Source organism: Streptomyces halobius, from assembly GCF_023277745.1.
Lineage (GTDB): Bacteria > Actinomycetota > Actinomycetes > Streptomycetales > Streptomycetaceae > Streptomyces > Streptomyces halobius.
The window spans coordinates 7,370,667-7,392,437 of record NZ_CP086322.1 but is presented as its reverse complement, the minus strand read 5'-3'; the positions used below and the strand labels follow the sequence as shown (position 1 = coordinate 7,392,437).

The 21,771-nt window shown below is 72.0% G+C and carries 23 protein-coding genes and 1 pseudogene; 18 read left to right on the top strand and 6 right to left on the bottom strand.

Features of this window, described 5'->3' with window-relative positions; genetic code table 11:
- Positions 1–56: 56 nt before the first annotated feature.
- The 3 genes from K9S39_RS33485 (at position 57) to cobC (ending at position 2,737) form a co-directional block, all read left to right on the top strand.
- Positions 57–530, top strand: a complete 474-nt coding sequence (locus K9S39_RS33485) for a cobalamin biosynthesis protein (RefSeq protein ID WP_248867063.1) — start codon at positions 57–59, stop codon at positions 528–530.
- 154 nt (positions 531–684) lie between these two features.
- On the top strand, positions 685–1,626 hold the full coding sequence (locus K9S39_RS33480) for a sirohydrochlorin chelatase (RefSeq protein WP_248867062.1): 942 nt from the start codon (positions 685–687) through the stop codon (positions 1,624–1,626).
- Positions 1,610–2,737, top strand: a complete 1,128-nt coding sequence (cobC, locus tag K9S39_RS33475; RefSeq protein WP_248867061.1) for an Rv2231c family pyridoxal phosphate-dependent protein CobC — start codon at positions 1,610–1,612, stop codon at positions 2,735–2,737. The genes K9S39_RS33480 and cobC overlap by 17 nt, the downstream gene beginning before the upstream one ends.
- A 168-nt stretch (positions 2,738–2,905) precedes the next feature.
- Here the strand turns inward: cobC and K9S39_RS33470 are convergent, their stop codons facing one another.
- On the bottom strand, positions 2,906–4,066 hold the full coding sequence (locus tag K9S39_RS33470; RefSeq protein ID WP_248867060.1) for an SCO1860 family LAETG-anchored protein: 1,161 nt from the start codon (positions 4,064–4,066) through the stop codon (positions 2,906–2,908).
- A gap of 275 nt (positions 4,067–4,341) precedes the next feature.
- Positions 4,342–5,433, bottom strand: coding sequence for an amidohydrolase family protein (locus K9S39_RS33465; protein WP_248869077.1), 1,092 nt, complete (start codon positions 5,431–5,433; stop codon positions 4,342–4,344).
- Between the two features lie 515 nt (positions 5,434–5,948).
- Here K9S39_RS33465 and ectA point away from each other — a divergent pair.
- From ectA to thpD, 4 genes are all read left to right on the top strand, one after another.
- Entirely contained in the window at positions 5,949–6,515 is a 567-nt protein-coding gene (ectA, locus tag K9S39_RS33460) for a diaminobutyrate acetyltransferase (protein ID WP_248867059.1), read from the top strand.
- 127 nt (positions 6,516–6,642) lie between these two features.
- On the top strand, positions 6,643–7,911 hold the full coding sequence (gene ectB / locus K9S39_RS33455; RefSeq protein WP_248867058.1) for a diaminobutyrate--2-oxoglutarate transaminase: 1,269 nt from the start codon (positions 6,643–6,645) through the stop codon (positions 7,909–7,911).
- A 46-nt stretch (positions 7,912–7,957) separates the two neighbouring features.
- On the top strand, positions 7,958–8,362 hold the full coding sequence (locus K9S39_RS33450; RefSeq protein WP_248867057.1) for an ectoine synthase: 405 nt from the start codon (positions 7,958–7,960) through the stop codon (positions 8,360–8,362).
- A 112-nt stretch (positions 8,363–8,474) separates the two neighbouring features.
- On the top strand, positions 8,475–9,374 hold the full coding sequence (gene thpD / locus K9S39_RS33445; protein WP_248867056.1) for an ectoine hydroxylase: 900 nt from the start codon (positions 8,475–8,477) through the stop codon (positions 9,372–9,374).
- A 207-nt stretch (positions 9,375–9,581) separates the two neighbouring features.
- On the opposite strand, the gene K9S39_RS33440 is transcribed toward thpD, so the two are convergent.
- Complete coding sequence (locus tag K9S39_RS33440) at positions 9,582–10,664, bottom strand: aminotransferase class V-fold PLP-dependent enzyme (protein ID WP_248867055.1); 1,083 nt, start codon at positions 10,662–10,664, stop codon at positions 9,582–9,584.
- Between the two features lie 378 nt (positions 10,665–11,042).
- Here K9S39_RS33440 and K9S39_RS33435 point away from each other — a divergent pair, with 378 nt between their 5' ends.
- Together K9S39_RS33435 and K9S39_RS33430 are read left to right on the top strand one after the other, a co-directional pair.
- Positions 11,043–11,366 (top strand): nuclear transport factor 2 family protein, encoded by a 324-nt coding sequence (locus K9S39_RS33435; RefSeq protein ID WP_248867054.1) that lies wholly within the window; start codon positions 11,043–11,045, stop codon positions 11,364–11,366.
- Positions 11,367–11,435: 69 nt separating this feature from the next.
- Positions 11,436–12,116: a class I SAM-dependent methyltransferase gene (locus K9S39_RS33430; protein WP_248867053.1), complete on the top strand. Its 681-nt coding sequence runs from the start codon at positions 11,436–11,438 to the stop codon at positions 12,114–12,116.
- Here the strand turns inward: K9S39_RS33430 and K9S39_RS33425 are convergent.
- Entirely contained in the window at positions 12,067–12,612 is a 546-nt protein-coding gene (locus tag K9S39_RS33425) for a GNAT family N-acetyltransferase (RefSeq protein WP_248867052.1), read from the bottom strand. The two genes, K9S39_RS33430 and K9S39_RS33425, sit on opposite strands and share 50 nt — an antisense overlap.
- Positions 12,613–12,619: 7 nt before the next feature.
- Positions 12,620–14,497 (bottom strand): aldehyde dehydrogenase (NADP(+)), encoded by a 1,878-nt coding sequence (locus K9S39_RS33420; RefSeq protein ID WP_283113142.1) that lies wholly within the window; start codon positions 14,495–14,497, stop codon positions 12,620–12,622.
- Positions 14,498–14,543: 46 nt separating this feature from the next.
- On the opposite strand from K9S39_RS33420, the gene K9S39_RS33415 reads away from it, so the two are divergent.
- The 7 genes and pseudogenes from K9S39_RS33415 to K9S39_RS33390 form a co-directional block, all read left to right on the top strand.
- Positions 14,544–15,314, top strand: coding sequence for an IclR family transcriptional regulator (locus K9S39_RS33415; protein WP_248867051.1), 771 nt, complete (start codon positions 14,544–14,546; stop codon positions 15,312–15,314).
- Positions 15,315–15,772: 458 nt separating this feature from the next.
- Positions 15,773–15,928 (top strand): hypothetical protein, encoded by a 156-nt coding sequence (locus K9S39_RS33410; RefSeq protein WP_248867050.1) that lies wholly within the window; start codon positions 15,773–15,775, stop codon positions 15,926–15,928.
- Positions 15,929–15,972: 44 nt separating this feature from the next.
- The gene (locus K9S39_RS33405; RefSeq protein ID WP_248869075.1) at positions 15,973–17,160 is read left to right on the top strand and encodes a sensor histidine kinase; all 1,188 of its coding nucleotides are present in this window, start codon (positions 15,973–15,975) and stop codon (positions 17,158–17,160) included.
- 84 nt (positions 17,161–17,244) lie between these two features.
- Positions 17,245–17,373 (top strand): hypothetical protein, encoded by a 129-nt coding sequence (locus K9S39_RS42205; protein ID WP_283113141.1) that lies wholly within the window; start codon positions 17,245–17,247, stop codon positions 17,371–17,373.
- Positions 17,370–18,110: a response regulator transcription factor gene (locus K9S39_RS33400; protein WP_283113140.1), complete on the top strand. Its 741-nt coding sequence runs from the start codon at positions 17,370–17,372 to the stop codon at positions 18,108–18,110. The genes K9S39_RS42205 and K9S39_RS33400 overlap by 4 nt, the downstream gene beginning before the upstream one ends.
- A gap of 298 nt (positions 18,111–18,408) precedes the next feature.
- On the top strand, positions 18,409–19,020 hold the full coding sequence (locus K9S39_RS33395) for a hypothetical protein (RefSeq protein ID WP_248867049.1): 612 nt from the start codon (positions 18,409–18,411) through the stop codon (positions 19,018–19,020).
- A 113-nt stretch (positions 19,021–19,133) separates the two neighbouring features.
- Positions 19,134–19,787 (top strand): annotated as a pseudogene (locus K9S39_RS33390) (class F sortase); the annotation flags it as partial.
- A gap of 74 nt (positions 19,788–19,861) precedes the next feature.
- Here the strand turns inward: K9S39_RS33390 and K9S39_RS33385 are convergent.
- Positions 19,862–20,191, bottom strand: coding sequence for a hypothetical protein (locus tag K9S39_RS33385; RefSeq protein WP_248867048.1), 330 nt, complete (start codon positions 20,189–20,191; stop codon positions 19,862–19,864).
- 344 nt (positions 20,192–20,535) lie between these two features.
- On the opposite strand from K9S39_RS33385, the gene K9S39_RS33380 reads away from it, so the two are divergent.
- Entirely contained in the window at positions 20,536–21,348 is an 813-nt protein-coding gene (locus K9S39_RS33380; protein WP_248867047.1) for an NAD-dependent epimerase/dehydratase family protein, read from the top strand.
- Between the two features lie 117 nt (positions 21,349–21,465).
- Complete coding sequence (locus K9S39_RS33375; protein WP_248867046.1) at positions 21,466–21,738, top strand: GlsB/YeaQ/YmgE family stress response membrane protein; 273 nt, start codon at positions 21,466–21,468, stop codon at positions 21,736–21,738.
- Positions 21,739–21,771 lie beyond the last annotated feature (33 nt).

Here is a 21,771-nt window from a genome sequence, read left to right as displayed (position 1 = left end):
CCCCGGGCTCTCGGCCCCGGGGGAGTTTGGTCGTGGGCGTCGGAGGGTGCCGCGACGTGCCGCTGGCGGAGGTGCTGGAGCTGGTCACGGACACCCTCGCGCTGCTCGGGCACACACCGGCCGCGGTGACCGCGCTGGCGACGGTGGACGTCAAGGCGGCCGAGCCGGGGCTGGCCGGGGTGGCGCGGCAGTTGGGCGTCCCGTTGCTGTCGTATGCGGCCGAGGCTCTGGCGGCCGTGCGGGTGCCGGCCCCGTCGCGGTTCGCGCGGGATGTCATGGGGACGCCGAGCGTGGCGGAGGCGGCGGCGCTGCTGGCGGCCGGGCCGGGTGCCGAACTGGTCGTCGGGAAGCGGAAGTCGGCGCCGCACGGCCGGCCGCCCGGGGCGACCTGCGCCATCGCGGCGGCGGCAGGCCGGGAGGGCGCGGGCACCACCGGTCCGGAAGGCACCGCCACCGGCGGTGCGGAAGGCCCGGCAACGACAGCCGGCACCGGAACCGGCGGTGCGGCTCCCAGCACCGGCGGGGTATGACCCGACAGTTCGGTTATGCCCGGCCTCACTCGGGGGAGCGCCCACCGCCCGCGCGGCCACTGCGGATATCGTCATGACCTCCCACTCCGCCCCGCGCCGGCCACCGTCGCCCGGTGCCGCGCCCGACAGCGAAACCCCGGTACAAGGAGTTCTCGTGACCACCCCTCCCGCTCTGCTCATCGCCGGTCACGGCACGCGCGACGAAGGCGGGGCCGAGGCCCTGCGCGCACTGGTGCACACGGTCGGCGAGCGGCATCCCGATGTTCCCGTCACGGGTGGGTTCTTCGGCCTCGCGCCGTCCGGGCCGCCGCTGGCCGAGGCCGTCGCCGGGCTCGTCGAACGGGGCGTCACTCGGGTCGCCGCGGTGCCGCTGCTGCTGGCGCCGACCGGGGCCGTACGGGATGCCCTGCCCGAGGCGCTGGAGCGGGCACGGGAGCACCATCCGGATCTGGGCTGGGCCTGCGCCGCCGAGCTGGAGCCGGGGCCGAGGCTGCTGGACACCCTGGAGCGACGGGTGGAGGCGGCGCTGGGCAGTGGCGCCCGCAGACCCGAGGACCGGGCCCGTACGACGGTGCTGCTGGTGGGGCGCGGTGCCTCGGAGCCGCAGGCGAACGCCGAGGTGGCACGGGCAGCGCGGCTGCTGTGGGAAGGGCGCGGCTTCGCGGGTGTGGAGACGGCGTTCGTCTCGCAGGCGTGGCCGGATGTGCCGGCCGGTCTCGACCGGTGTGCGGCGCTGGCCACCGCGGCTCCCGGTGCCCCCGGTGCGGTCGGCCCGCGGCGGATCGTCGTCCTGCCCTATTTCCTCTTCTCCGGCGATCTGTTGGAGCGGTTGTGTATGCAGACCGAGGGCTGGGCCGCGGCGCATCCCGGGATCGAGGTGTACGGCGCCGAAATGATCGGCCCGGGGGCGGAGCTGGCCGAGGTCGTGGTGGAGCGTTATCTGGAGATGGTGGCGGGCGTTCCGCTGCTGACGGGTGCGGCGTACGGGGACCGGGCGGCCGAGGGGGACACCCGGGGAACGGACGGCGCACCGGGGCGGAGCGGGGCCTGGGCGCCGGGCGGCGAGGGGCACGGTGAGCATGCCGACGCCCGCTGAGCCCGCGCGGCTCCGGGAGCCGGCGCCGTCCGACGGGACCGGGCAGCCCCCGGAGCCGGACCTGCGACACCACGGCGACGCCGAAGTCCGGGGCACAAAAGGCGGTTCGACGGATCTGACCGACCTCGCGGTGAATGTCCGCGCCCACACTCCCCCGGACTGGCTGAAGGCCAGGATCGCCGCGTCGCTGGACGGTCTCGCCGCGTATCCGGACGGCCGGGCGGCACGCCGGGCGGTCGCCGTACGGCACGGTCTGCCGGTCGAGCGGGTGCTGTTGACGTCGGGGGCGGCGGAGGCGTTCGTGCTGATCGCGCGGGCCGTACCGGCTCGGCGGCCCGTGGTGGTGCACCCGCAGTTCACCGAGCCGGAGGCGGCGCTGCGGGACGCCGGGCACGACGTGACGCGGGTGCTGCTCGGTGAGCGGGACGGCTTCCGGGTGGATCCGGCGGCCGTTCCGGAGGACGCCGATCTGGTCGTCGTCGGCAATCCGACCAACCCCACCTCGGTTCTGCATCCCGCCGAGGCGCTGGCCCGGCTGGCGCGTCCCGGCCGGACCCTCGTGGTGGACGAGGCGTTCATGGACGCGGTGCCCGGGGAGCGGGCGTCGCTGGCCGGGCGGACGGATCTGCCCGGTCTGGTCGTGCTGCGCAGCCTCACCAAGACGTGGGGGCTGGCGGGCCTGCGGATCGGCTATGTGCTGGCCGCGCCCGGCACCGTCGCGGCGCTGGAACGGGCGCAGCCGCTGTGGCCGGTGTCCAGCCCGGCGCTGGCCGCGGCCGAGGCGTGCTGTGCGCCGGCGGCGCTGGCGGAGGCGGCCGCGGCGGCCGAGGAGACCGCCGGGGACCGGGCCCATCTGCTGGCCCGGCTGGACGGGTTCCCGGAGGTACGGGCCGTCCGGCCGGCCGAGGGGCCGTTCGTGCTGATCCGGCTGCCGGGCGCGGCGGAGGTGCGGGCCGGCCTGCGGGCCCGCGGCTTCGCGGCGCGCCGCGGCGACACCTTTCCGGGACTGGGCCGGGACTGGCTGCGGCTCGCGGTCCGGGACCGGGCCACGACCGACCGCTTCGTGGCCGCCCTGGCCGACGTCCTCGCGGAGCAGGGCCCGGCCACGTAGTCCCTTACAGGGCAGCCCTGTAAGCACCGGAGAGGCCCCGCCGGGGCGCCCGTCGATCCACGCTTCGACGGGGCCCCGGCGAGGGGTGAGGCACGCCGTACGGCGTGCCTCGGGCCGTACCCAGCGGGTCCGGCGCCCCCACGACACCGGCGCGGAGTACGGGGTCGGTCAGCCGCCCTGTGCCGCGTTGCGGCGGCGTCGTGCGTAGCCGAGCGATCCGGCGCCCGCGAAGAGCAGCAGGGCCGCGCCACCGGCGAGGTACGGGGTGGCCGAACTGCTGCCGGTCTCGGCGAGGTTGTCGCCGGCGGGCTTGGTGCCGGTCTGCGGATGGGTGTCGTTGCCGCCGCCCGACGCCCCGCCGGAGGCCTGCCCGGCGGAGCTGCCGCCGGTCTGGCCGCCGGACGAGTGACCGCCGCTGCCGCCGCTGCCGCCGCCGGTCTGACCGCCGCTGCCGCCGCCCGCCTGACCACCGCTGCCGCCGCTGCTGCCGCCGCCGGTCTGACCGCCGCTGCCGCCGCCGGTCTGACCGCCGCTGCCGCCGCCCGTCTGGCCGCCGCTGCCGCCGGACGTGCCGCCGTCACCGGATCCCTTGCCGGTGGTGCAGCTGGCCTCGGCGAGCTTGATGTGTCCCTTGACGTCCGCGACGTTGAGCTTGAGCGGGTTCACGGAGACGTTCAGATCGAGCGCGGTGGCCGCGGCGCTCTTGGAGGTGACGCTCTTCTTGGACAGGTCGAGTCGTACTTCGCCCACACCGGGCACCTTGACCTGTTTCGTCCCGTCGGCGCGGAGGGTGACCTCCTTGCCCAGGACGCGGACGGTGCCCAGGATGTTCGACTCGGCCCGCGGGCGCTCGCCCGCCGTGCATATCGCCTTGGAGGTGACCTTCTTGACCTCGAGCAGGGACTGCGACGCAAGGGCCGGGAGATGCACCTCGGCGTGCTCCAGGTTGGCGTAGCCCTCGGTCTTGTGGCCGTCGGCAGTGGCACGCGCGGTGGCGACGTTCGCGCGCAGCATGTTGAACGACTTGCCGTGGTTGACGCCGTCCAGCTGGACGGAGAGCGCGGTCTTCTCGGCCGAGGCCGGTGCGTGCACCTCGTTGAGCGTGGCCTTCAGCGGGACTTCGGCCGTCTTGTGGAGCAGACCGACGTTGAGGTCGGCGCGCAGGATGGCCGCGCCGGAGGTGCCGTGGTCGCCGGTGGCGTGCGCCGGAGCGGCGCCGAGCAGTACGGCGGGACCGGCCGTGAGGGAGGCGGCGACCCAGGTGGCGGCGAGCCGGCGGGAGGCACGGCGCGTGGGCGTGCCGGAGGAATGGCTGGAGCTGGTGGACACGTGAGTGGGACCCTTACGAGAGAAACGGAGCCGTCGGCGCGCCAATGGGGGACATCGCGCGGGCCGAACAGCCTTGACGCGCACATCGTGTCTACCTTTTGGGGGAACGCGCATCCTCACAAGGTAAATTCATTCTTATGAGTTGGTGTTGTGGCTTGAATCGACTCCTGTGGCAGGAGACTTTCCCTCAGTCACAGCCGTACCACCGTGCGGGACACATGTGTTGACGGGACGGGTGACGGGACGCGGGCGGTGACGAGACGCATGACGCCCCGTCAGCCGACCACCCGGCCGCGCAGGACCACCCGGCGCGGGGCGGCCAGCACCCGGACGTCCGCGCGCGGATCGGACTCGTAGACCACCAGGTCGGCGGGGGCACCCTCGGTGAGGCCGGGGCGGCCGAGCCAGTCCCGGGCACCCCAGGTGGTCGCGGAGAGCGCGGCCTCGACGGGGAGGCCGGCCTTCATCAGCTCGGCGACCTCCTGGGCGACCAGGCCGTGCGCGAGCGAGCCGCCGGCGTCCGTACCGGCGTAGATGGGCACCCCGGCGTCGTAGGCCGCCCCGATGGTGTCGTAGCGGCGTGCGTGCAGTCGCCGCATATGGTCCGCCCACTTCGGGAACTTCGTCTCGCCGGAGTCGGCCAGGCGCGGGAACGTGGCGATATTGACCAGCGTGGGGACGATCGCGACCCCGCGCTCGGCGAACAGCGGGATGGTGTCCTCGGTGAGGCCGGTGGCGTGCTCGACGCAGTCGATGCCGGCTTCGACGAGCGGGCCCAGGGATTCCTCCGCGAAGCAGTGGGCGGTGAGCCGGGCGCCCAGCCGGTGGGCCTCGGCGATGGCCGCCTCGACCGCGCCGCGCGGCCAGCAGAACCCCAGATCGCCGGTGGAGCGGTCGAGCCAGTCACCGACGAGCTTGACCCACCCGTCGCCGCGCCGGGCCTCCTGGGCGACATAGGCGACCAGGTCCTCCGGCTCGATCTCGTGCGCGTAGTTACGGATGTAGCGCTTGGTACGGGCGATGTGCCGGCCGGCGCGGATGATCCTCGGCAGATCCTCGCGGTCGTCGATCCAGCGGGTGTCCGAGGGCGATCCGGCGTCCCGGATCAGCAGGGTGCCCGCGTCGCGGTCGGTCAGCGCCTGTTTCTCGCTGGTGGCGTCGTCCACCGGGCCGTGGGCGTCCAGCCCCACGTGGCAGTGGGCGTCGACCAGGCCCGGCAGCGCCCAGCCCTGGACGGTGGTGACCTCCCGCGCCCCGGCCGGCCGCTCATACGTCACCCGACCGCCGACGACCCACAGCTCGTCGCGTACGTCGTCCGGCCCGAGTAGGACCCTCCCCTTGAGGTGCAGCACCGCACCCTCACTCATGGACGTCATGCAGGCACTGTATGCCGGGTGCCGCGGCGGGCGGAGAGGGCCTTCTCCCGGCCGTCCCCCAGCGGTCCACCGAGCGCCCGGGGGCTGGTTCCGCGCCGTCCGTGGGCCGCTTCTGCGGCTTCCCGGGCGTTATCCCGGACGTTTCGCGGAAACCCCCGCGGCCGCCCCGCTTTCTCTCCCGGATGCCTTCCGGGAGACCTTCCACTTGCGAATTCCCAATTCTTCAGAAGCACAGCTTCCCGTATTCTTCTGCCCGGTTTTCCGCACCTCAAACGCCAAGATTTCGCTAGCGTCAAGTACCGTAATTCGGACGCGTCTCCATGACGTTACGGAGCTGTGACCGACTACACAATGTGTCCGTTTCACCCCGAATCTCCTGGTCAAATCGGGACATCCCGCGATGGATCCGCGCGCTCGGGCGCCCCCGCGCGATAACACAACCAAGCCGTCGGCGTAACCCCTGCCCGCGATGCAATTTCGTTTTTCCCTGGGTAAATTTGATTTCCATGACCGCCGCACAAGCAGACCATGCACGTGCCCGCACCGATATCAGAGAATTGCCGGAGGGCTTCAAGCTCGACACCCCACGCGTGGAGGACGGAGCCGCGATCTGGCGCATCGCCCGCGACTCCAAGGCGCTGGACCTCAACTCCTCCTACAGCTACCTCTTGTGGTGTCGCGACTTCGCCGCCACCTCCGTCGTCGCCCGCGACACGGAGGGCGAGCCGGCCGCCTTCATCACCGGCTACATCCGCCCCGACCGCCCGGAGACACTCGTCGTCTGGCAGGTCGCCGTCGACGACGCGCACCGTGGTCAGGGGCTGGCGGCCGCACTCCTGGACGGGCTGACCACCCGCGCCACGCATGAGCTGGGCATCAGATTCGTCGAGACCACCATCACGCCCGACAACGCCGCCTCGAACCAGCTGTTCGCGTCGTTCGCCGAGCGCCACGGAGTGGCACTGGGCCGTGAGGTCCTCTTCGACGCGGGACTGTTCCCGGAACAGGGCCACGAGCCGGAGGTCCTGCACCTCATCGGCCCGTTCGACGTACCGGCCGGTACCGGGCAGTGACGTCCCGCGTGCCCCGCGGCCGTACTGCCGCATGCGCACCCACGGGTCCCCGCACCCCACGCGGCCGGCATCGATCGGCCCCCTCAGTCTTCCCCCCTCTTTCGCACTCATCTCCCTGGAGCATGCTGTGACTATCACCCAGCCCGACCTCAGCGTCTTCGAGACCGTGGAGTCGGAGGTGCGCAGCTACTGCCGTGGCTGGCCCACCGTCTTCGACCGCGCGCAGGGCAGCCGTATGACCGACGAGGACGGCCACACGTACCTCGACTTCTTCGCCGGCGCCGGCTCGCTCAACTACGGCCACAACAACCCGGTGCTGAAACGCGCCCTGATCGACTACATCGAGCGGGACGGCGTCACCCACGGCCTGGACATGTCCACCACGGCCAAGCGGGCGTTCCTGGAGTCCTTCCAGAACATCATCCTGCGGCCGCGTGACCTGCCCTACAAGGTCATGTTCCCGGGCCCGACGGGCACCAACGCCGTCGAGGCCGCGCTGAAGCTGGCCCGTAAGGTCAAGGGCCGCGAGTCGATCGTGTCCTTCACCAACGCCTTCCACGGCATGTCGCTCGGCTCGCTGGCCGTGACCGGCAACGCCTTCAAGCGGGCCGGCGCGGGCATCCCGCTGGTGCACGGCACCCCGATGCCGTTCGACAACTACCTCGACGGCCAGATCCCGGACTTCCTGTGGTTCGAGAAGCTGCTGGAGGACCAGGGCTCGGGCCTCAACCAGCCCGCCGCGGTGATCGTCGAGACGGTCCAGGGCGAGGGCGGCATCAACGTCGCCCGCGCCGACTGGCTGCGCGCCCTGTCCGATCTGTGCAAGCGCCGCGACATGCTGCTGATCGTGGACGACATCCAGATGGGTTGCGGCCGAACGGGTGCCTTCTTCTCCTTCGAGGAGGCGGGCATCGTGCCGGACATCGTCACCGTCTCGAAGTCCATCAGCGGCTACGGCCTGCCGCTCGCGCTCACCCTGTTCAAGCCGGAGCTGGACGTCTGGGAGGCGGGCGAGCACAACGGCACCTTCCGGGGCAACAACCCGGCCTTCGTCACGGCCGCCGCCGCGCTGGACACGTACTGGGCCGACGGCCAGATGGAGAAGCAGACCCTGGCCCGGGGTGAGATCGTCGAGGAGCACCTCAAGGCCATCGTCGAGGAGCACCCCGGGGCCTTCACCGAGTACCGCGGCCGCGGTCTGGTGTGGGGCCTGGAGTGCGTGGACAAGAGCCTCGCCAACAAGATCGCCAAGCGCGCCTTCGAGCTGGGTCTGCTGATCGAGACCTCCGGCCCGGAGAGCGAGGTCGTCAAGCTGCTCCCGGCGCTGACGACCACCCCCGAGGAACTGGACGAGGGTCTGCGGATCCTCGCCCGCGCGACCCGCGACTGCGCCTGACCGGCGCGGAGTTCCCGACCGTTTCACAGAAAGGCAACGACTCACCGTGATCGTCCGCTCGTTCAAGGACATCGAGGGCACCGACCGCCACGTCAAGTCCCAGTCCGGCACATGGGAGAGCAAGCGCATCGTGCTCGCCAAGGAGGGCGTCGGCTTCTCCCTGCACGAGACCACCCTGTACGCGGGGACCGAGACCTCGATGTGGTACGCCAACCACTACGAGGCCGTCCTGTGCGTCGAGGGTGAGGCCGAGCTCACCAACGACGAGACCGGCGAGAAATTCACCATTACGCCGGGCACGATGTACCTGCTCGACGGGCATGAGAAGCACACCATGCGGATCAAGCAGGACTTCCGCTGCGTGTGTGTGTTCAACCCTCCGGTCACCGGCCGTGAGGACCACGACGAGAACGGGGTCTACCCGTTGCTCACCGAGCCCGAACTGGGCTGAGCCGCATCCGTCTGCCCCGTCCGGCAGTCGGCTGCCCCGTCCGGCAGCTGAGGAAGGCACGCATCACGCGCAGGTAAGAAGAGCACGTACGAGAGGAGAGGAAGGCAACACCATGACCACCGCACCCGAGCGCACCGCCGACCTGTACCCGACCCGTGGGACCGCTGAGGTGATCACCCCGCGGAAGGACCCGGTGGTGTGGTCGCAGCCCGGAGCGGCCGGCCCCTTCGAGCCGTCCGAGCTGAGCGACTTCGAACGCGACGGCTTTTTCGCCATCCCGGAACTGCTCACGGCGGAAGAAGTCGCGGTGTACCGCGCCGAACTGGACCGGCTCGTTCTCGACCCGGCGATGCGCGCCAACCCGCGCTCCATCGTCGAGCCGAAGTCGCAGAGCGTCCGGTCCGTCTTCGAGGTGCACAAGATCAGCGAGGTGTTCGCCAAGCTGGTCGCCGATCCGCGGGTGGTCGGCCGCGCCCGGCAGATCCTGGGCTCGGACGTCTATGTCCACCAGTCACGGATCAATGTGAAGCCCGGTTTCGGTGCCTCGGGCTTCTACTGGCACTCCGACTTCGAGACCTGGCACGCCGAGGACGGTCTGCCGAACATGCGCACCGTGTCGGTCTCGATCGCGCTGACGGAGAACTACGACACCAACGGCGGGCTGATGATCATGCCCGGGTCGCACCGGCACTTCGTGGGCTGCGAGGGTGAGACGCCGAAGGACAACTACAAGCGGTCGCTGCAGATGCAGGACGCGGGCATCCCGTCGGACAAGATCCTGACGAACATGGCGGACGAGCACGGCATCCGCCTGTTCACCGGCAAGGCCGGCTCGGCGACCTGGTTCGACTGCAACGCGATGCACGGCTCCGGTGACAACATCACGCCGTACCCGCGCAGCAATGTCTTCATCGTGTTCAACAGCGTGGAGAACACGGCGGTGGAGCCGTTCGCGGCGCCGGTCCGGCGGCCGGAGTACATCGGCGCGCGGGACTTCACCCCCGTGAAGTAGGGCGACGAACCCCGTGGCCTGAGGGCATGCGGAAGCACCGGTGGCGCGGCCGCCGCACAGTGGGTCTGTGCGGCGGCCGCGCCGCGAGGCGGACGTACGGCATGGCGGCCCCCTACCAGAAGCCCCTTCCAGCACGGCACGGAACGAGACGCCACGACACCGGCAGAAGCAGCGCCGGTCGCGCGGAGCTCAGGGGAACTTCATTCCCTACCGGCGCAGCAGTCCCAGCAGCCGGTCCACGTCATCCGTGGAGTTGTAGAGGTGGAAGGCCGCGCGCAGCTGCCCGTCGCGCACCGAGACCCGTACGCCCGCCTCGGCCAGCCGGCTCTCCGCGCCGGCGAGTCCCGGGGTGGACACGATCGCCGAACCGGGTGCCGGGACGAGGGTGCGGCCGAGCCCGGCCAGACCGGCCCGGTAGTGGTCGGCGAGCGCGGTGTTGTGGGCGTGGATGGCGGCGATGCCGATCTCGTCGATGAGGGTGAGGGAGTGCTGGGCGCCGACGTACGCGTAGTAGGCGTGCGGTTCATCGAAGCGCCGGGCGGTGGTGGCCGGCCGGCGGATCGGGCCGTAGCAGGACTCGTCGAAGTCCTCACCGGCCACCCAGCCCGCGTGCAGCGGGTCCGGCCAGGCCCCGGCGCCGCCCTCGGCCGCGTCCCCGCCGAACGCCATGAAGGTGGCGCCGCGCGGGCACAGCAGCCACTTGTAGGCCCCGCAGGTGACGTAGTCGAAGCCGGCGACGCTCAACGGCAGCCAGCCGGCTGCCTGCGTGACGTCCAGGAAGGTACGCGCCCCATGGGCCCGCGCGGCCTCCCGTACCGCGGCCATGTCGGCGATCCGGCCGTCCCTCGACTGCACGGCGCTGAACGCGACCAGCGCGGTGCCGGGACGCACCGCCTCGGCGAGGTCTGCCAGCGGCGCGGTGCGCAGCTTGATGCCGGGGCGCGCGGCGAACGGATTGACCAGAGAGCTGAAGTCACCCTCCGGGACCAGCACTTCGGCGCCCGGTGGGAGCGTGCCGGCGACGAACGCGGAGTGCACCGCGACCGAGCTGCCGAGGGCGACCCGCTCCTCGGGGACGTCCAACAGCCGGGCGAAGGCGGCCCGGGAGGCCGCGGCGGGACCGAAGTAGTCGCGGCCCATGGTGCCGTAGGAGGTGGATTCGTCGAGGGCCGCGCGCAGGGCAGCGGCGGTGCGGGCCGGGAGGAGTCCGCTGGAGGCGGAATTCAGATAGGTCGTCTCGGGAGCGAATTCGCTCCCGCCGAGTGAGGCACATGGCTCAGGTCGCTGCATGCCCCCACTCTGCTCGGCGTCCGGCTCCCCGTCTATGACAAATTCTCTTCGCCGTTCCGCAAGCATCCCTTATCCGCGCAGGTCAGCGGGGGACGCGGACGGGGCAACGCTCCCTCAACACCCGGCGGGGAAGCGACGTCAGCAGCGCCGCGGCACGCTCGACACGCCGCCGGTGCCCGGCGGGAGCCCTCCGGAAATTATCCTGCCGGGGATTCCCTGTCCCGCGCTTCCCGCTTCCCGCTTCCCGCTTCCCGCTTCCCGAACATTCTCCAAGATTCTTCCAGGGGGATTCCCGGGATCCTCCCGAACGATTCCGGAAAGCCTCCCGAACCCTTCGCGAAAGCCTCCCCGAACGCTCCCCGAATTGAAGGAATGGTCGTGAGCATTCCCGCCGAAAGCCTGACCAACCCCGTTGTACGCGCCTTCGTCACCGCGCTCAACGCCCATGACCGCAGCGGTTTCCAGGCCGCGCTGGCACCGGATGCGACGATGTCCGACGACGGTACCGACCGCGATCTGAGGCAGTGGACCGAGCAGGAGATCTTCTCCTCGAACGGCCATATGGAGGTGGAGTCGGAGACCGATGACGGGCTTTCACTGCTGGCCCGCTACAGCAATGACACCTGGGGCGATATGCGCACCCGCTGGCGGTTCACCGTCCAGGACGGCAAGGTAATCCGTTTCGAGACGAGACAGGCGTAGACAGGACAGGCGCAGACGAGACAGGCGCAGAGCAGGACAGACATAACGGCAAGGACGTACGGTCCCGTTATGACCTCACCTCAGGATCTTCTCGCTTTCTGGGAAACGACCGGTTCCGCCAAGACCTTCACCCATCCGCTCGATACGGAATTGCTGGACGGCTATCTGCCGCGTACCGCCCGGGTGCTGGACTACGGCTGCGGTTACGGACGGCTGACGGCCGAGCTGGCCGGGCTCGGTTATCGGTCGTTGCTCGGGGTGGATGTCTCGGCGGCACTCATCGAGCGCGGGCGGCGCGAACACCCCGGGCTGGATCTGATGCGCTGGGTGGACTTCCCGTTGCCGTTCGACGACGCGGAGTTTGACGCGGCGCTGCTGTTCGCGGTGCTGACGTGCGTTCCGCAGGACGCGGCGCAGTCGGCGATCGTCGCGGAGCTGGGGCGGCTGGTACGGCCGGGTGGGGTGCTGTATCTGAGCGATGTGCCGCTGCAGTACGACGCGTACCACAAGGAGCGGTACGGGCGGTGGCGGGAAGAGTGCGGCATCTATGGGGTGTTCACGACGCCCGATGGCGGGGTGTTCCGCCATCATGCGCCGGAGCGGCTGCGGGGACTGGTGCGCGAGGCGGGGTTCTCGGTGCTGCGAGAGCGGGTGGGGTCGGTCGCGACGCTGAACGGGCACACCGCGAAACGGCTGCAGATCATCGCCCGGCGGGAGGGACGTCCGGGGCCAGGGGCAGCACCAGCGTGAGGTGGCTGGCATCGGGGGCCGGGCGGCGGTCCGGGGCGGGGCGCCAGCCGAGGCCGGCGTAGAAGGCGCGGGCACGGTGGTTGTGCCAGAGCACGTCGAGGACGGCACGGGAGTGGCCGGCCGCGCGCCAGGCGTGCAGGCAGGCGGTGTGCAGTGCACGGCCGACGCCGGTGCCCCAGTGGCCGGGGTCGACATGCAGCTGCTGCAGGGTGACGGTGCCCGCCGGCCGGTGGCCGCAGGTGGCCGGGCACGCGAGGTAGGAGGCGACGCCGACGACCGTGCCATGGCGTTCGGCGCAGAGGCCGGCGGTGTCGGCCCGGCCCAGGACGTGTGCCCAGGCGGCGCGCCGGCGGGCGTGTTCGGCCGGCGCGTCGAAGGGGGCGTCCGGGACCCGTGCACGGGCGTACGCCGCGCGGGCGCGGGTGTGCACGGCGGCAATCGTCTCCAGGTCGGCGGGGGTGGCGGCACGGACCCGGAGGCCGGAGGCGGAGTGCACGGTGCCGCTACGCGCCCTCGGCACGGCCGTCGACACGACGTGGCAGGCCGAGCGAAGCGAGATGGGGGTCCCCCCGGCCGAAGTCCCCCGGCTGACGCCGGGAGGTGCCCCCAGGGGGAGGGTTGTCCTCACGGAGCTCGGGCGGGAGCAGGGCGGGCGGGGTGTCCTGGTAGACGACAGGGCGGAGCCAGCGTTCGACGGCGGTGCCGCCGACGGAGGTCGAGGTGGAGGTGGTGGCCGGGTAGGGGCCGCCGTGGTGCTGGGCGGGGGCTACCGCGACACCGGTCGGCCAGCCGTTGACCACGATGCGTCCGGCCAGCGGGGTGAGCGCGGAGAGCAGTCGGGCACCCAGGCCGATGCCGTCGTTGCTGTCCGCAGCGCCACGGGCGCCCAGGCCGACGCCGTCACCACCATCCCCAGCGTCACCCGCGTCGCCTGCCACATCACCGGTCGCGGCGCTCTCCGTACCCACGGCAGCATCGGTCCCCGCGCTCTCCGCGTCGCCCAGATGGAGCGTCGCGGTGAGATTCCCGGACAGCCGGGCGAGTACGGCGCCGATCTCGGACTCGTCGGTGTAGCGGGCGAGGACGGTCACCGGGCCGAAGCACTCCTCCAGGAGGAGGTCGTGCGGCCCTTCGGTGGCGAGGCGAGCGGCGGGGACGGTGAGGAAGCCCGCGCTGACGGTGTGTTCGCCGCCCGCGCCCGGGGTCACCGGCGCCTGGACGTCGGGGAGTTCGGCGCGGGTGCGGACGCCGTCGAGGAACGCGTCCCGCATCCGGTGGTCGAGCAGCACCCCCGGCTCGGTGTCGCTGACCGCGGCGGTCAGCGACTTCAGCAGCCGGTCGCCGGTGTCGCCGGCCGGTGCCAGGACGAGGCCGGGCTTGACGCAGAACTGGCCGACGCCGAGCGTCATCGAGGCGGCGAGCCCGGTGCCGAGCTGCTCGGCGCGTTCCGCGGCCGCGGCCTCGGTGACCACGACGGGGTTGAGGCTGCCCAGTTCGCCGTGGAAGGGGATGGGGTGCGGGCGGGCCGCGGCCGCGTCGTACAGGGCACGGCCGCCGCGCACCGAGCCGGTGAACCCGGCGGCGGAGATCAGTGGGTGGCGCACCAGGTCGATGCCCGCCTGGAAGCCGTGCACCAGGTTCACCACCCCCTCGGGCAGGCCGACGTCGGTGGCGGCGCGGCGCAGCAGCGCGGCGCAGAGTTCGGAGGTGGCGGGGTGGTCGGGGTGCGCCTTGACGACGACGGGGCAGCCGGCCGCGAGGGCGCTGGCGGTGTCGCCGCCCGGGACGGAGAAGGCGAGCGGGAAGTTGCTGGCGGCGTAGACCGCGACGGTGCCCAGCGGGATCTTGTAGCGGCGCAGGTCGGGCCGTGGCGGGGTGCGGTCGGGGTCGGCGTGGTCGATGCGTACGTCGAGGAACGCGCCCTCGGTCACACCGTCCGCGAAGGCCCGCAACTGGTAGGTGGTGCGGGCGAGTTCGCCGGTGAGCCGGCCGGGGCCGAGCGCGGTCTCGGCGTCGGCGGCCTCGATGACCGCCTCGCCCGCCTCGTCGAGCAGACCGGCGGCGCGGCGCAGGAAGGTGGCGCGTACGGTGCGGTCGGCGAGCGGGGCGAAGGCGGCGTGCGCCGTGCGTACCGCCGCGTCCACCTCGGCCGCTGTGGACTCCACCGCAACCTGTTCGCGTGGCTTCCCGGTTCGGGGGTCGACACTCCAGACTGGTGCTGCCTCTGCTGCCACCGTGCATTCCTCCCGGGCGATGCCGTGCCGACCGTACGAGCCGAGCCGTATCGAGCCGTATCGAGTATGACCGGGACGGGTCGGAGCGTGCCCGGTCTTGCCGCAGCCCGTACGGCGTTCGATATGCTGAACATCGTCCCGGATCATGAACATATGGGACTCTATGACTGTCCGAGCAGAGGGGTCAAGGGCGATGTCAGCTGCCGATTCCGGTGGATCGCAGGTCAAGTCCGCGGTGCGGACGGTGGAGTTGCTGGAGTACTTCGCGGGCCGCCCCGGCATGCACAGCCTGGCCTCGGTCCAGGAAGCCGTCGGCTACCCCAAGTCCAGCCTCTACATGCTGCTGCGCACCCTCGTCGACCTGGGCTGGGTCGAGACGGACGCCACCGGCACCCGCTACGGCATCGGCGTCCGCGCCCTGCTGGTCGGCACGTCGTACATCGACGGCGACGAAGTGGTGGCCGCCGCCCGCCCGGCGCTGGACCGGCTCGCGGACGACACCACCGAGACGATCCACCTCGCGCGGCTGGACGGTGTCAATGTCGTCTATCTCGCCACCCGCCAGTCGCAGCACTATCTGCGGCCGTTCACCCGGGTCGGCCGCCGGCTGCCCGCGCACTCCACCTCGCTGGGCAAGGCGCTGCTCGCCACCTACACCGACGACCAGGTCCGCGCGTTGCTGCCGCCCACCCTCACGGCGCTGACCGAGCGCACCATCACCGACCGCGAGCAGCTGATCGAGGAGCTGCACACGGTGCGCGAGCGGGGTTATGCGGTGGACCGCGAGGAGAACACGCTGGGCCTGCGCTGTTTCGGTGCGGCGATCCCGTACCGCACCCCGGCGCGGGACGCGATCAGCTGCTCGGTGCCGGTGGCACGGCTCACGCCGGCCCATGAACAGACCATCAGGGACGCGCTGTTCGACGCGCGGGACCGGCTGACGTTGGCCACCCGGCGGCTCTGAGCCACCTTCCGGCGCGGCGTCCGGCCCGGCGGCATCCCGACTCTCCCTCCCCACCTCCGCCCCGGAACCCTCTCCTCCGCTTCCGTCGTACGGCTCCCCCCGTCCGGCGATGGGGGTACCTCCCATGCCGTTCAGGCAATGGGGGGAGGATCGTCACCGAGGGCGAGGCGGCCGGGCCGGGACGCCGGAAGTCTGAGGGCATGACCGCGCAGCGCACCCGTTCCCTCCTCCGGGCGGCCCCCTGGTCGCCTGCGTCCCCTACCTCTCGCTGAAGACCGCCCGGGTCGCGGGCAGCCGGATCGGCATTCCCGAGGCGAGCGCGCTGCGCCAGGACGGCAACTCCCTGATGGCGCTGAACGCGCTGACCGTGCTGATGGCGCGGCCGCCACGTCCCGCTCCTGCTGCCGCCGGCCGCCGCCCGGACCGGCTCGGGCGCGCCGGCCTGCTGGGGCGGCTGGATGACGCTCACCACGCTCTCGGTGCCCGCCGTCGATCCGCGGCTCGCCACGCCCTGGTTGGGCCTGGCCTACTCTGTGCAGATGCTGGTCGGAATACTCGCGGCAGTCGCCGATGCCCATTTCTTCGCCGAACGCGAGGCCGCGCGGTGCAACTGATCGTCGGGCGCTGGAGCCATCTGGTGCAGGGCGGCGCGCTGTTGATGCCGTTCTTCCTGCTGATGACGGTCGTTCTCTCGCTGATCGTGCCCGGCGCCGATCCGTGGCGCGATCTCACGACCCAGCTCCTGGCATTCGGCGGCGCGCTGCCGCTCGCCGCCCTGGTGGTGCTTGTCCCGCAGGCGCGGCCGGTCTCGGTGGGCTCCGTACGGTCGTTGTGCGGTGTGCCCGAGGAACTGCTGGCCGACGGGCCGGCCGACTCGTGGGCGGCCAGGCGGCGTGCGGCGCTGTGGTTCGTGATGCATGTGGGCATCGGCGGGACCGTGAGCGGGATGACGCTCGCCGTACCGCCGGCCGCGATCGTGCTGCTGGCGCTGCCGTACTCCGGCCCCGACCGGTACGCCTCGCTGTGGTGGTGGCAGCCCGTCCCCCGTGCGCTCGGCCCGCTCGCCGGTCTGATGCTGCTGGCCCTGCTGGTCGGCACCGCTTGGGCGGCCGGGGCGCTGCTGGCCCGCTGCGCACCGCTGCTCCTGGGGCCGACGCCCGCCGACCAGCTGGCCGCCGCCGAGCGCCGGGCCGCCGATCTGGCCTCCCGCAACCGGCTGGCCCGCGAGCTGCACGACTCCGTGGGGCACGCGCTCAGCGCCGTCACCCTCCAGGCGAGCGCGGCCCGCCGGGTCCTGGACGCGGACCCGGAGTTCGCCCGCCAGGCGCTGACCGCCATCGAGGAGACCACCCGTGAGGCGGTCGCGGAACTGGACACCGTCCTGGGGCTGTTGCGCGAGGAGGACGGCGCTCGGCCGACCGCTCCGGCGCCCACCCTGGACGGCCTGGACACGCTGCTCGACCGTACCCGCGCGGTGGGTCTGCACATCCGGACAACGATCGAGGGGAGCCGCGCCGGGCTGCCGCCGATGGTCTCCCGGGAGGCGTACCGGATCGTGCAGGAGGGGCTCAGCAACGCGCTGCGGCATGCCGGTCCGGTGGACGTCGAGCTCCAACTCCACATCTATGAGGGGGAGTTGACGCTTACCATGGAGAACCCGCTGACGGCGGAGCGGACGGTGGACGATACGGCGGACGCCGCTGCCCCGGCGGCTCGTACGGGCGGGGGCCGCGGGCTACGGGGTATCGGTGAGCGCGCCCGGCTGCTGGGCGGCAATGCGACGGCCGCTGCGCGCGGCGGCGTATGGCGGCTGACCGCCCGGCTGCCGCTGGGGGCGGCGCGGTGAGCGGGACGGACGGCACCGTGGGCGGGACAGGCGGCACGGTAAGCCGGGCGATCGTCGGCCGGGTGGGACAGGGCGGGGGGCCGGATGACCGGGTCCACCGAATTGACCCGGGTCCGCCGGGTCCACCGGGTCGGCCGGATCCACCGAATCAACCGGGTCGAGCACGGCAAACACAGCGAGCTCAGCAAGGACAGGGCAGGCGAGCGGGAATGAGCGGGATGCGCAACAACGGCGAGCAGGCGGACGCGACGGGTACGGAAACCGTTCCGCCTCCCGGGGCCGGCGGCGCCCGCGCGCTCCGTGTCGTCCTCGCCGACGACGAGCGGATGGTGCGTTCGGCGCTACGCGCGATCCTCGGCGCGGAGGCCGATATGGAGGTGATCGGCGAGGCGGCGACCGGCGCGGAGGCGGTGCCGTTGATCCGTGAACTGCGCCCGGACATCGTACTGATGGACGTCCGGATGCCTGAGATCGACGGTATCCGTGCGACCGAGCAGGTGCTCGCCGGGATGTCCGAGCCGCCCCGCATCATCGTGGTGACGACGTTCGAGAACGACTCCTATGTCTATGACGCGCTGCGGGCCGGGGCCAGCGGGTTTCTGCTCAAGCGGTCCGGCGCGGAGGAGCTGGTCCAGGCCGTGCGGCTGGTGGCGCGCTGCGATTCGCTGCTGTTCCCGGCGGCGGTCCGCGCGCTGGCCGCCCGGCACGCCGGGGAGCGGGCGGCGGACGACGCGGCGCGGGCGCTGCGGGACCGGCTGTCGGAGCGGGAGGGCGCGGTGCTGCGGCTGATGACGGGCGGGCTGACGAACGCCGAGATCGCGGACCGGCTGGGGGTCGGCCCCGCCACGGTCAAGACCCATGTCGCGGGGGTGCTGGCCAAGCTCGGGGTGCGGGACCGGACCCAGGCGGTGATCGCCGCGTACGAATGCGGGTTCGTACGGCCGGGGTAGGCACGCCCGGCCTGGGCAGGGGGATGACCGGCACGACGCAACCCAGCACCGCCACACCCCGTCACCCGATCACCCCAACGCGCCAGATTACCGACTCTCACCGGAAATCCCGCCCCGACCTGCCCTTTTCCTGGCGATGCGGGACGGCCGTCGACCGGCGAGGCATGTTCTGACAGCATGTCAGCAGGCTTGGTCGGCGCCGGGCCGCTTACCTCGGAATCAGGAAGCGTGGAACTCCGTCAACTCTTCTCGTGGCACAACGGCGTGCCCGGTCCGCGCTTCGTGGAGGTTCGTCACCATGCGTTCCAGTCGAGTACTCACCGGTGCCGCGCTGTCCGTCGCCGCGCTAAGTCTCTCCACCACCGCGGCGTCCGCCGGTGACTTCGGCACCATCGAGGCCTCCCCCGGCGCGGCCACGGCGGGCTCCACGGTCAGTCTGACCAGCAACGCCTGCGGGAAGAACGGCTCGGCCAGGGTCGACGCGAGCGCGCTGGGCGCCGGCATCATCCACCTCTCGTCCACGGGACGGGCGCACTCCGGGAACGTGCAGGGCACGCTGCGGATTCCGTCCGGCACCCGGCCCGGTAACTACGGCCTCGGCGGTATCTGCTCCCACGGCAAGGAGCTCACCGGCACCGTCGGCGTCAGCAAGATCAGCAAGGTGGGCAAGACGGCCAAGGGCGGCGAGGGCAGCACGGTGAGCGAGCACGGCGCCGGGGGCGGCCCCCCGGGCGCCACCGCCGGCAGCAGTGCCACCCCGGCGCCCAAGGGAAAGGCGAAGACCGGTGCCGGCACCACGGCCGAGAGCTCCAGCGCCTCCGAGATCGCCTCGGGCTCGGCCCTGGTGATGGCCGCTGTCGCCGGGGGCATCTGGATGCTGCGCCGCCGTCGCGAGGGGGGCCGCTCCTGAGGGGGACCTGCCCCGGCCGGCCGCCGTGAGCAGCAACGGCCGGATGCCTGCGAGGCAGCCGGGGGGCCGGTCCGCGGACCGAATCCCGCTTCCCGGGAGGAGTGCGCACAGCGATGGGACCCCGCAGCCCCGCCCGTGGCGGCACACCCGTCATAGCCGGCATCACCGCGCTCGCGCTGGCCACCGGCCTCTGGCTGCTCAGCCACGGCACCGAGACCAGACCGCCGCCCCAGCCGTCCGCCGCCCAGGGGTTCGGCGCCGGTCCGCCGGGCACCCGGCCCGCGGTACCCGCCGTACCGGCCATCCCGCCACTGCCCGCGTCGGAGCCGGTCCGGGTCACCGTGCCGTCCGTGAAGATCGACGCACCCCTGATGAAGCTGGGCCTGACCCCGGACGGCAGCCTCGACGCGCCACCGGACGCCACCAAGAACCTGGCCGGCTGGTACAAGGACGGCGCCGCCCCCGGAAGCCGGGGCACCGCCCTCATCGCCGGCCATGTCGACAGCCACTCCGGGCCCGCCGTCTTCTACAGCCTGGGCTCCCTGAAGAAGCACAGCCCCATCGAGATCCTGCGCGAGGACGGCCGGACGGCGGTCTTCACCGTCGACGCGGTCGAGGTCTACGACGGCGAGGACTTCCCGGACGACAAGGTCTACGGGGAGGCCGACCGGCCCGAACTCCGTCTGATCACCTGCGGCGGCGACTTCGACGCCGACACGCAGGAATACCTCGGCAATGTCGTCGTCTTCGCACATCTCACCGGCGCCACGGACGCGGCCGCCTCCACACAGCCGACCGGACCGGGCGGACCGAGCGGACCGGCGCGGCACGCCCGGCTGTTTCAGCGTGCGGTGTTCCCCGCGGTGTCGCGCAGCGCGGCCGGTACGGCGGACTGATCCTGGTCGCTCGCCAGGCCCGCGTGGTAGCGCCGCAGTGCGCCCACGCCCGGCGAGGCGGCGTGGGCGGCATCGGCGGCGAGGGTGCCGGGGCTGCCGCCGAGACCGGAGACGACGGTGAGATCGGCGGCGAGGATCGCCGTCCCCGAGCGGGCCGGGCGCATCGGCGCGGGCCGCGGCGTCACCGGTGCAGGGACCACCACGCCGTCGGCGTGCGCGGGGACGTCCGCCGGATCCACACCGGCGTCGGCGCCGCAGCGGTGCGCGGCGCCCAAGGGTACGGATCCCCGAGTCGGGCGATGCGGCGAGCGGCATCCGGGGCGCCGACGGCATCTCACGGGTAGAGGAACGCGCCGGTACGCAGGGGCCTCGTCGCCGGGTCCAGCGCGCGGCGGAAGGCGAGGGCGATCTCCGGGCGAAGGCGGAGACGGCGGAGGAGTGGCGACGAAGCCCCACCGCACAACCGCCTCTCCCCAGTGAATCAAGCTTCTTGACCCGCCATCACCCGGCTCCCTACCGTTCTAGCGTTCCACTCATCTGAACACCATCCGCACCTGCATCCATGCAGCCATGCACCCCGGCAGCTCGACCATCAGCCCCACCCGGAAGCATCCCGCCCATGACCGAAGCACCCCGCACCGTCCTGCTCACCGGAGCCGCCGGTGGCGTGGGCACCCTGATGCGCGAGCTGCTGCCGCCCTACGGATACCGGCTGAGACTCTTCGACCAGCGGCCCATCGACGGCGAACCGGACGCCATCACCGCCGATCTGGCCGACCGGAAGGCGCTGCGCGAGGCGGTCCGTGACGTCGACGCGATCATCCATCTGGCCGGCATCTCCCTGGAGGCCCCGTTCGAGCAGATCCTCCGGGCCAACATCGAGGGCACCCACCACCTCTACGAAGCCGCCCGCGAGGAAGGCGTACGCCGAGTCGTCTTCGCCTCCTCCAACCACGCCGTCGGCTTCACTCCCCGCCCCGCGGACGGCTCCGCCGCCATCCCCGTCGACACACCCCACCGCCCCGACACCTTCTACGGCCTGTCCAAAGGGTTCGGCGAGGATCTCGCCTCGCTCTACTGGGACCTGCACGGCATCGAGACCGCCTCGCTGCGCATCGGCTCCTGCTACCCCCGACCCACCAGCGTCCGCATGCTCTCCATCTGGCTGAGCCCGGCCGACTGCGCCCGCCTGCTGCACGCCTCCCTGACCGCCAAGGACGTCGGCCACACCGTCGCCTACGCCTCCTCCGCCAACACCCGCCTGTGGTGGGACCTCTCCACCGCCCGCGCGCTCGGCTACGACCCCCAGGACGACTCCGAGACCTACGCCGCCCAACTGATCGCCGCACAGGGCGAACTCTCCTGGGACAACCCGGAACACACCCACCTGGGCGGCGCGTTCTGCACCGATCCGCCCCGCTGGCCCCACTGAACCGAATCCGCCCGCACCAGCGGTTTTCCGCCTCCGCACGGAACTCCACGCCGCCGGACTGCGTCTTGAGAAGACATAGCGCGGCGCATCTACCGCGCAGGAACGAGGAAATGCATCATGGGCATCGTCAGCTGGCTCGTACTGGGACTGGTCGCCGGCGTCATCGCCAAAGTCCTGCTGCCGGGACGCGACCCGGGCGGGCTCATCGGCACCACGCTGATCGGTATCGTGGGCTCCTTCATGGGCGGCTGGCTGTCCACCAAGTTCCTGGACCGCCCGATACCGAAGGACTTCGGCGAGCCGTCCATGTGGATCGCCTCGGTCGCCGGGGCCCTGGTGCTGCTGATCATCTACCGGCTGCTGTTCGGCAATTCACGCGAACGCCGCTGATCACCCCGAACCGGGCGGCCCTCCGTACCGGGC

What these genes read in the sequence shown, in the direction of transcription:
- cobC (WP_248867061.1), top strand. Translation starts at nt 1,610, where the DNA reads ATGCCGACGCCCGCTGAGCCCGCGCGGCTCCGGGAGCCGGCGCCGTCC.
- K9S39_RS33465 (WP_248869077.1), bottom strand. Translation starts at nt 5,433, where the DNA reads ATGAGTGAGGGTGCGGTGCTGCACCTCAAGGGGAGGGTCCTACTCGGG.
- ectA (WP_248867059.1), top strand. Translation starts at nt 5,949, where the DNA reads ATGACCGCCGCACAAGCAGACCATGCACGTGCCCGCACCGATATCAGA.
- thpD (WP_248867056.1), top strand. Translation starts at nt 8,475, where the DNA reads ATGACCACCGCACCCGAGCGCACCGCCGACCTGTACCCGACCCGTGGG.
- K9S39_RS33440 (WP_248867055.1), bottom strand. Translation starts at nt 10,664, where the DNA reads ATGCAGCGACCTGAGCCATGTGCCTCACTCGGCGGGAGCGAATTCGCT.
- K9S39_RS33430 (WP_248867053.1), top strand. Translation starts at nt 11,436, where the DNA reads ATGACCTCACCTCAGGATCTTCTCGCTTTCTGGGAAACGACCGGTTCC.
- K9S39_RS33420 (WP_283113142.1), bottom strand. Translation starts at nt 14,497, where the DNA reads ATGATCCGGGACGATGTTCAGCATATCGAACGCCGTACGGGCTGCGGC.
- K9S39_RS33415 (WP_248867051.1), top strand. Translation starts at nt 14,544, where the DNA reads ATGTCAGCTGCCGATTCCGGTGGATCGCAGGTCAAGTCCGCGGTGCGG.
- K9S39_RS33410 (WP_248867050.1), top strand. Translation starts at nt 15,773, where the DNA reads ATGACGCTCACCACGCTCTCGGTGCCCGCCGTCGATCCGCGGCTCGCC.
- K9S39_RS33405 (WP_248869075.1), top strand. Translation starts at nt 15,973, where the DNA reads ATGCCGTTCTTCCTGCTGATGACGGTCGTTCTCTCGCTGATCGTGCCC.
- K9S39_RS42205 (WP_283113141.1), top strand. Translation starts at nt 17,245, where the DNA reads ATGACCGGGTCCACCGAATTGACCCGGGTCCGCCGGGTCCACCGGGTC.
- K9S39_RS33400 (WP_283113140.1), top strand. Translation starts at nt 17,370, where the DNA reads ATGAGCGGGATGCGCAACAACGGCGAGCAGGCGGACGCGACGGGTACG.
- K9S39_RS33395 (WP_248867049.1), top strand. Translation starts at nt 18,409, where the DNA reads ATGCGTTCCAGTCGAGTACTCACCGGTGCCGCGCTGTCCGTCGCCGCG.
- K9S39_RS33380 (WP_248867047.1), top strand. Translation starts at nt 20,536, where the DNA reads ATGACCGAAGCACCCCGCACCGTCCTGCTCACCGGAGCCGCCGGTGGC.
- K9S39_RS33375 (WP_248867046.1), top strand. Translation starts at nt 21,466, where the DNA reads ATGGGCATCGTCAGCTGGCTCGTACTGGGACTGGTCGCCGGCGTCATC.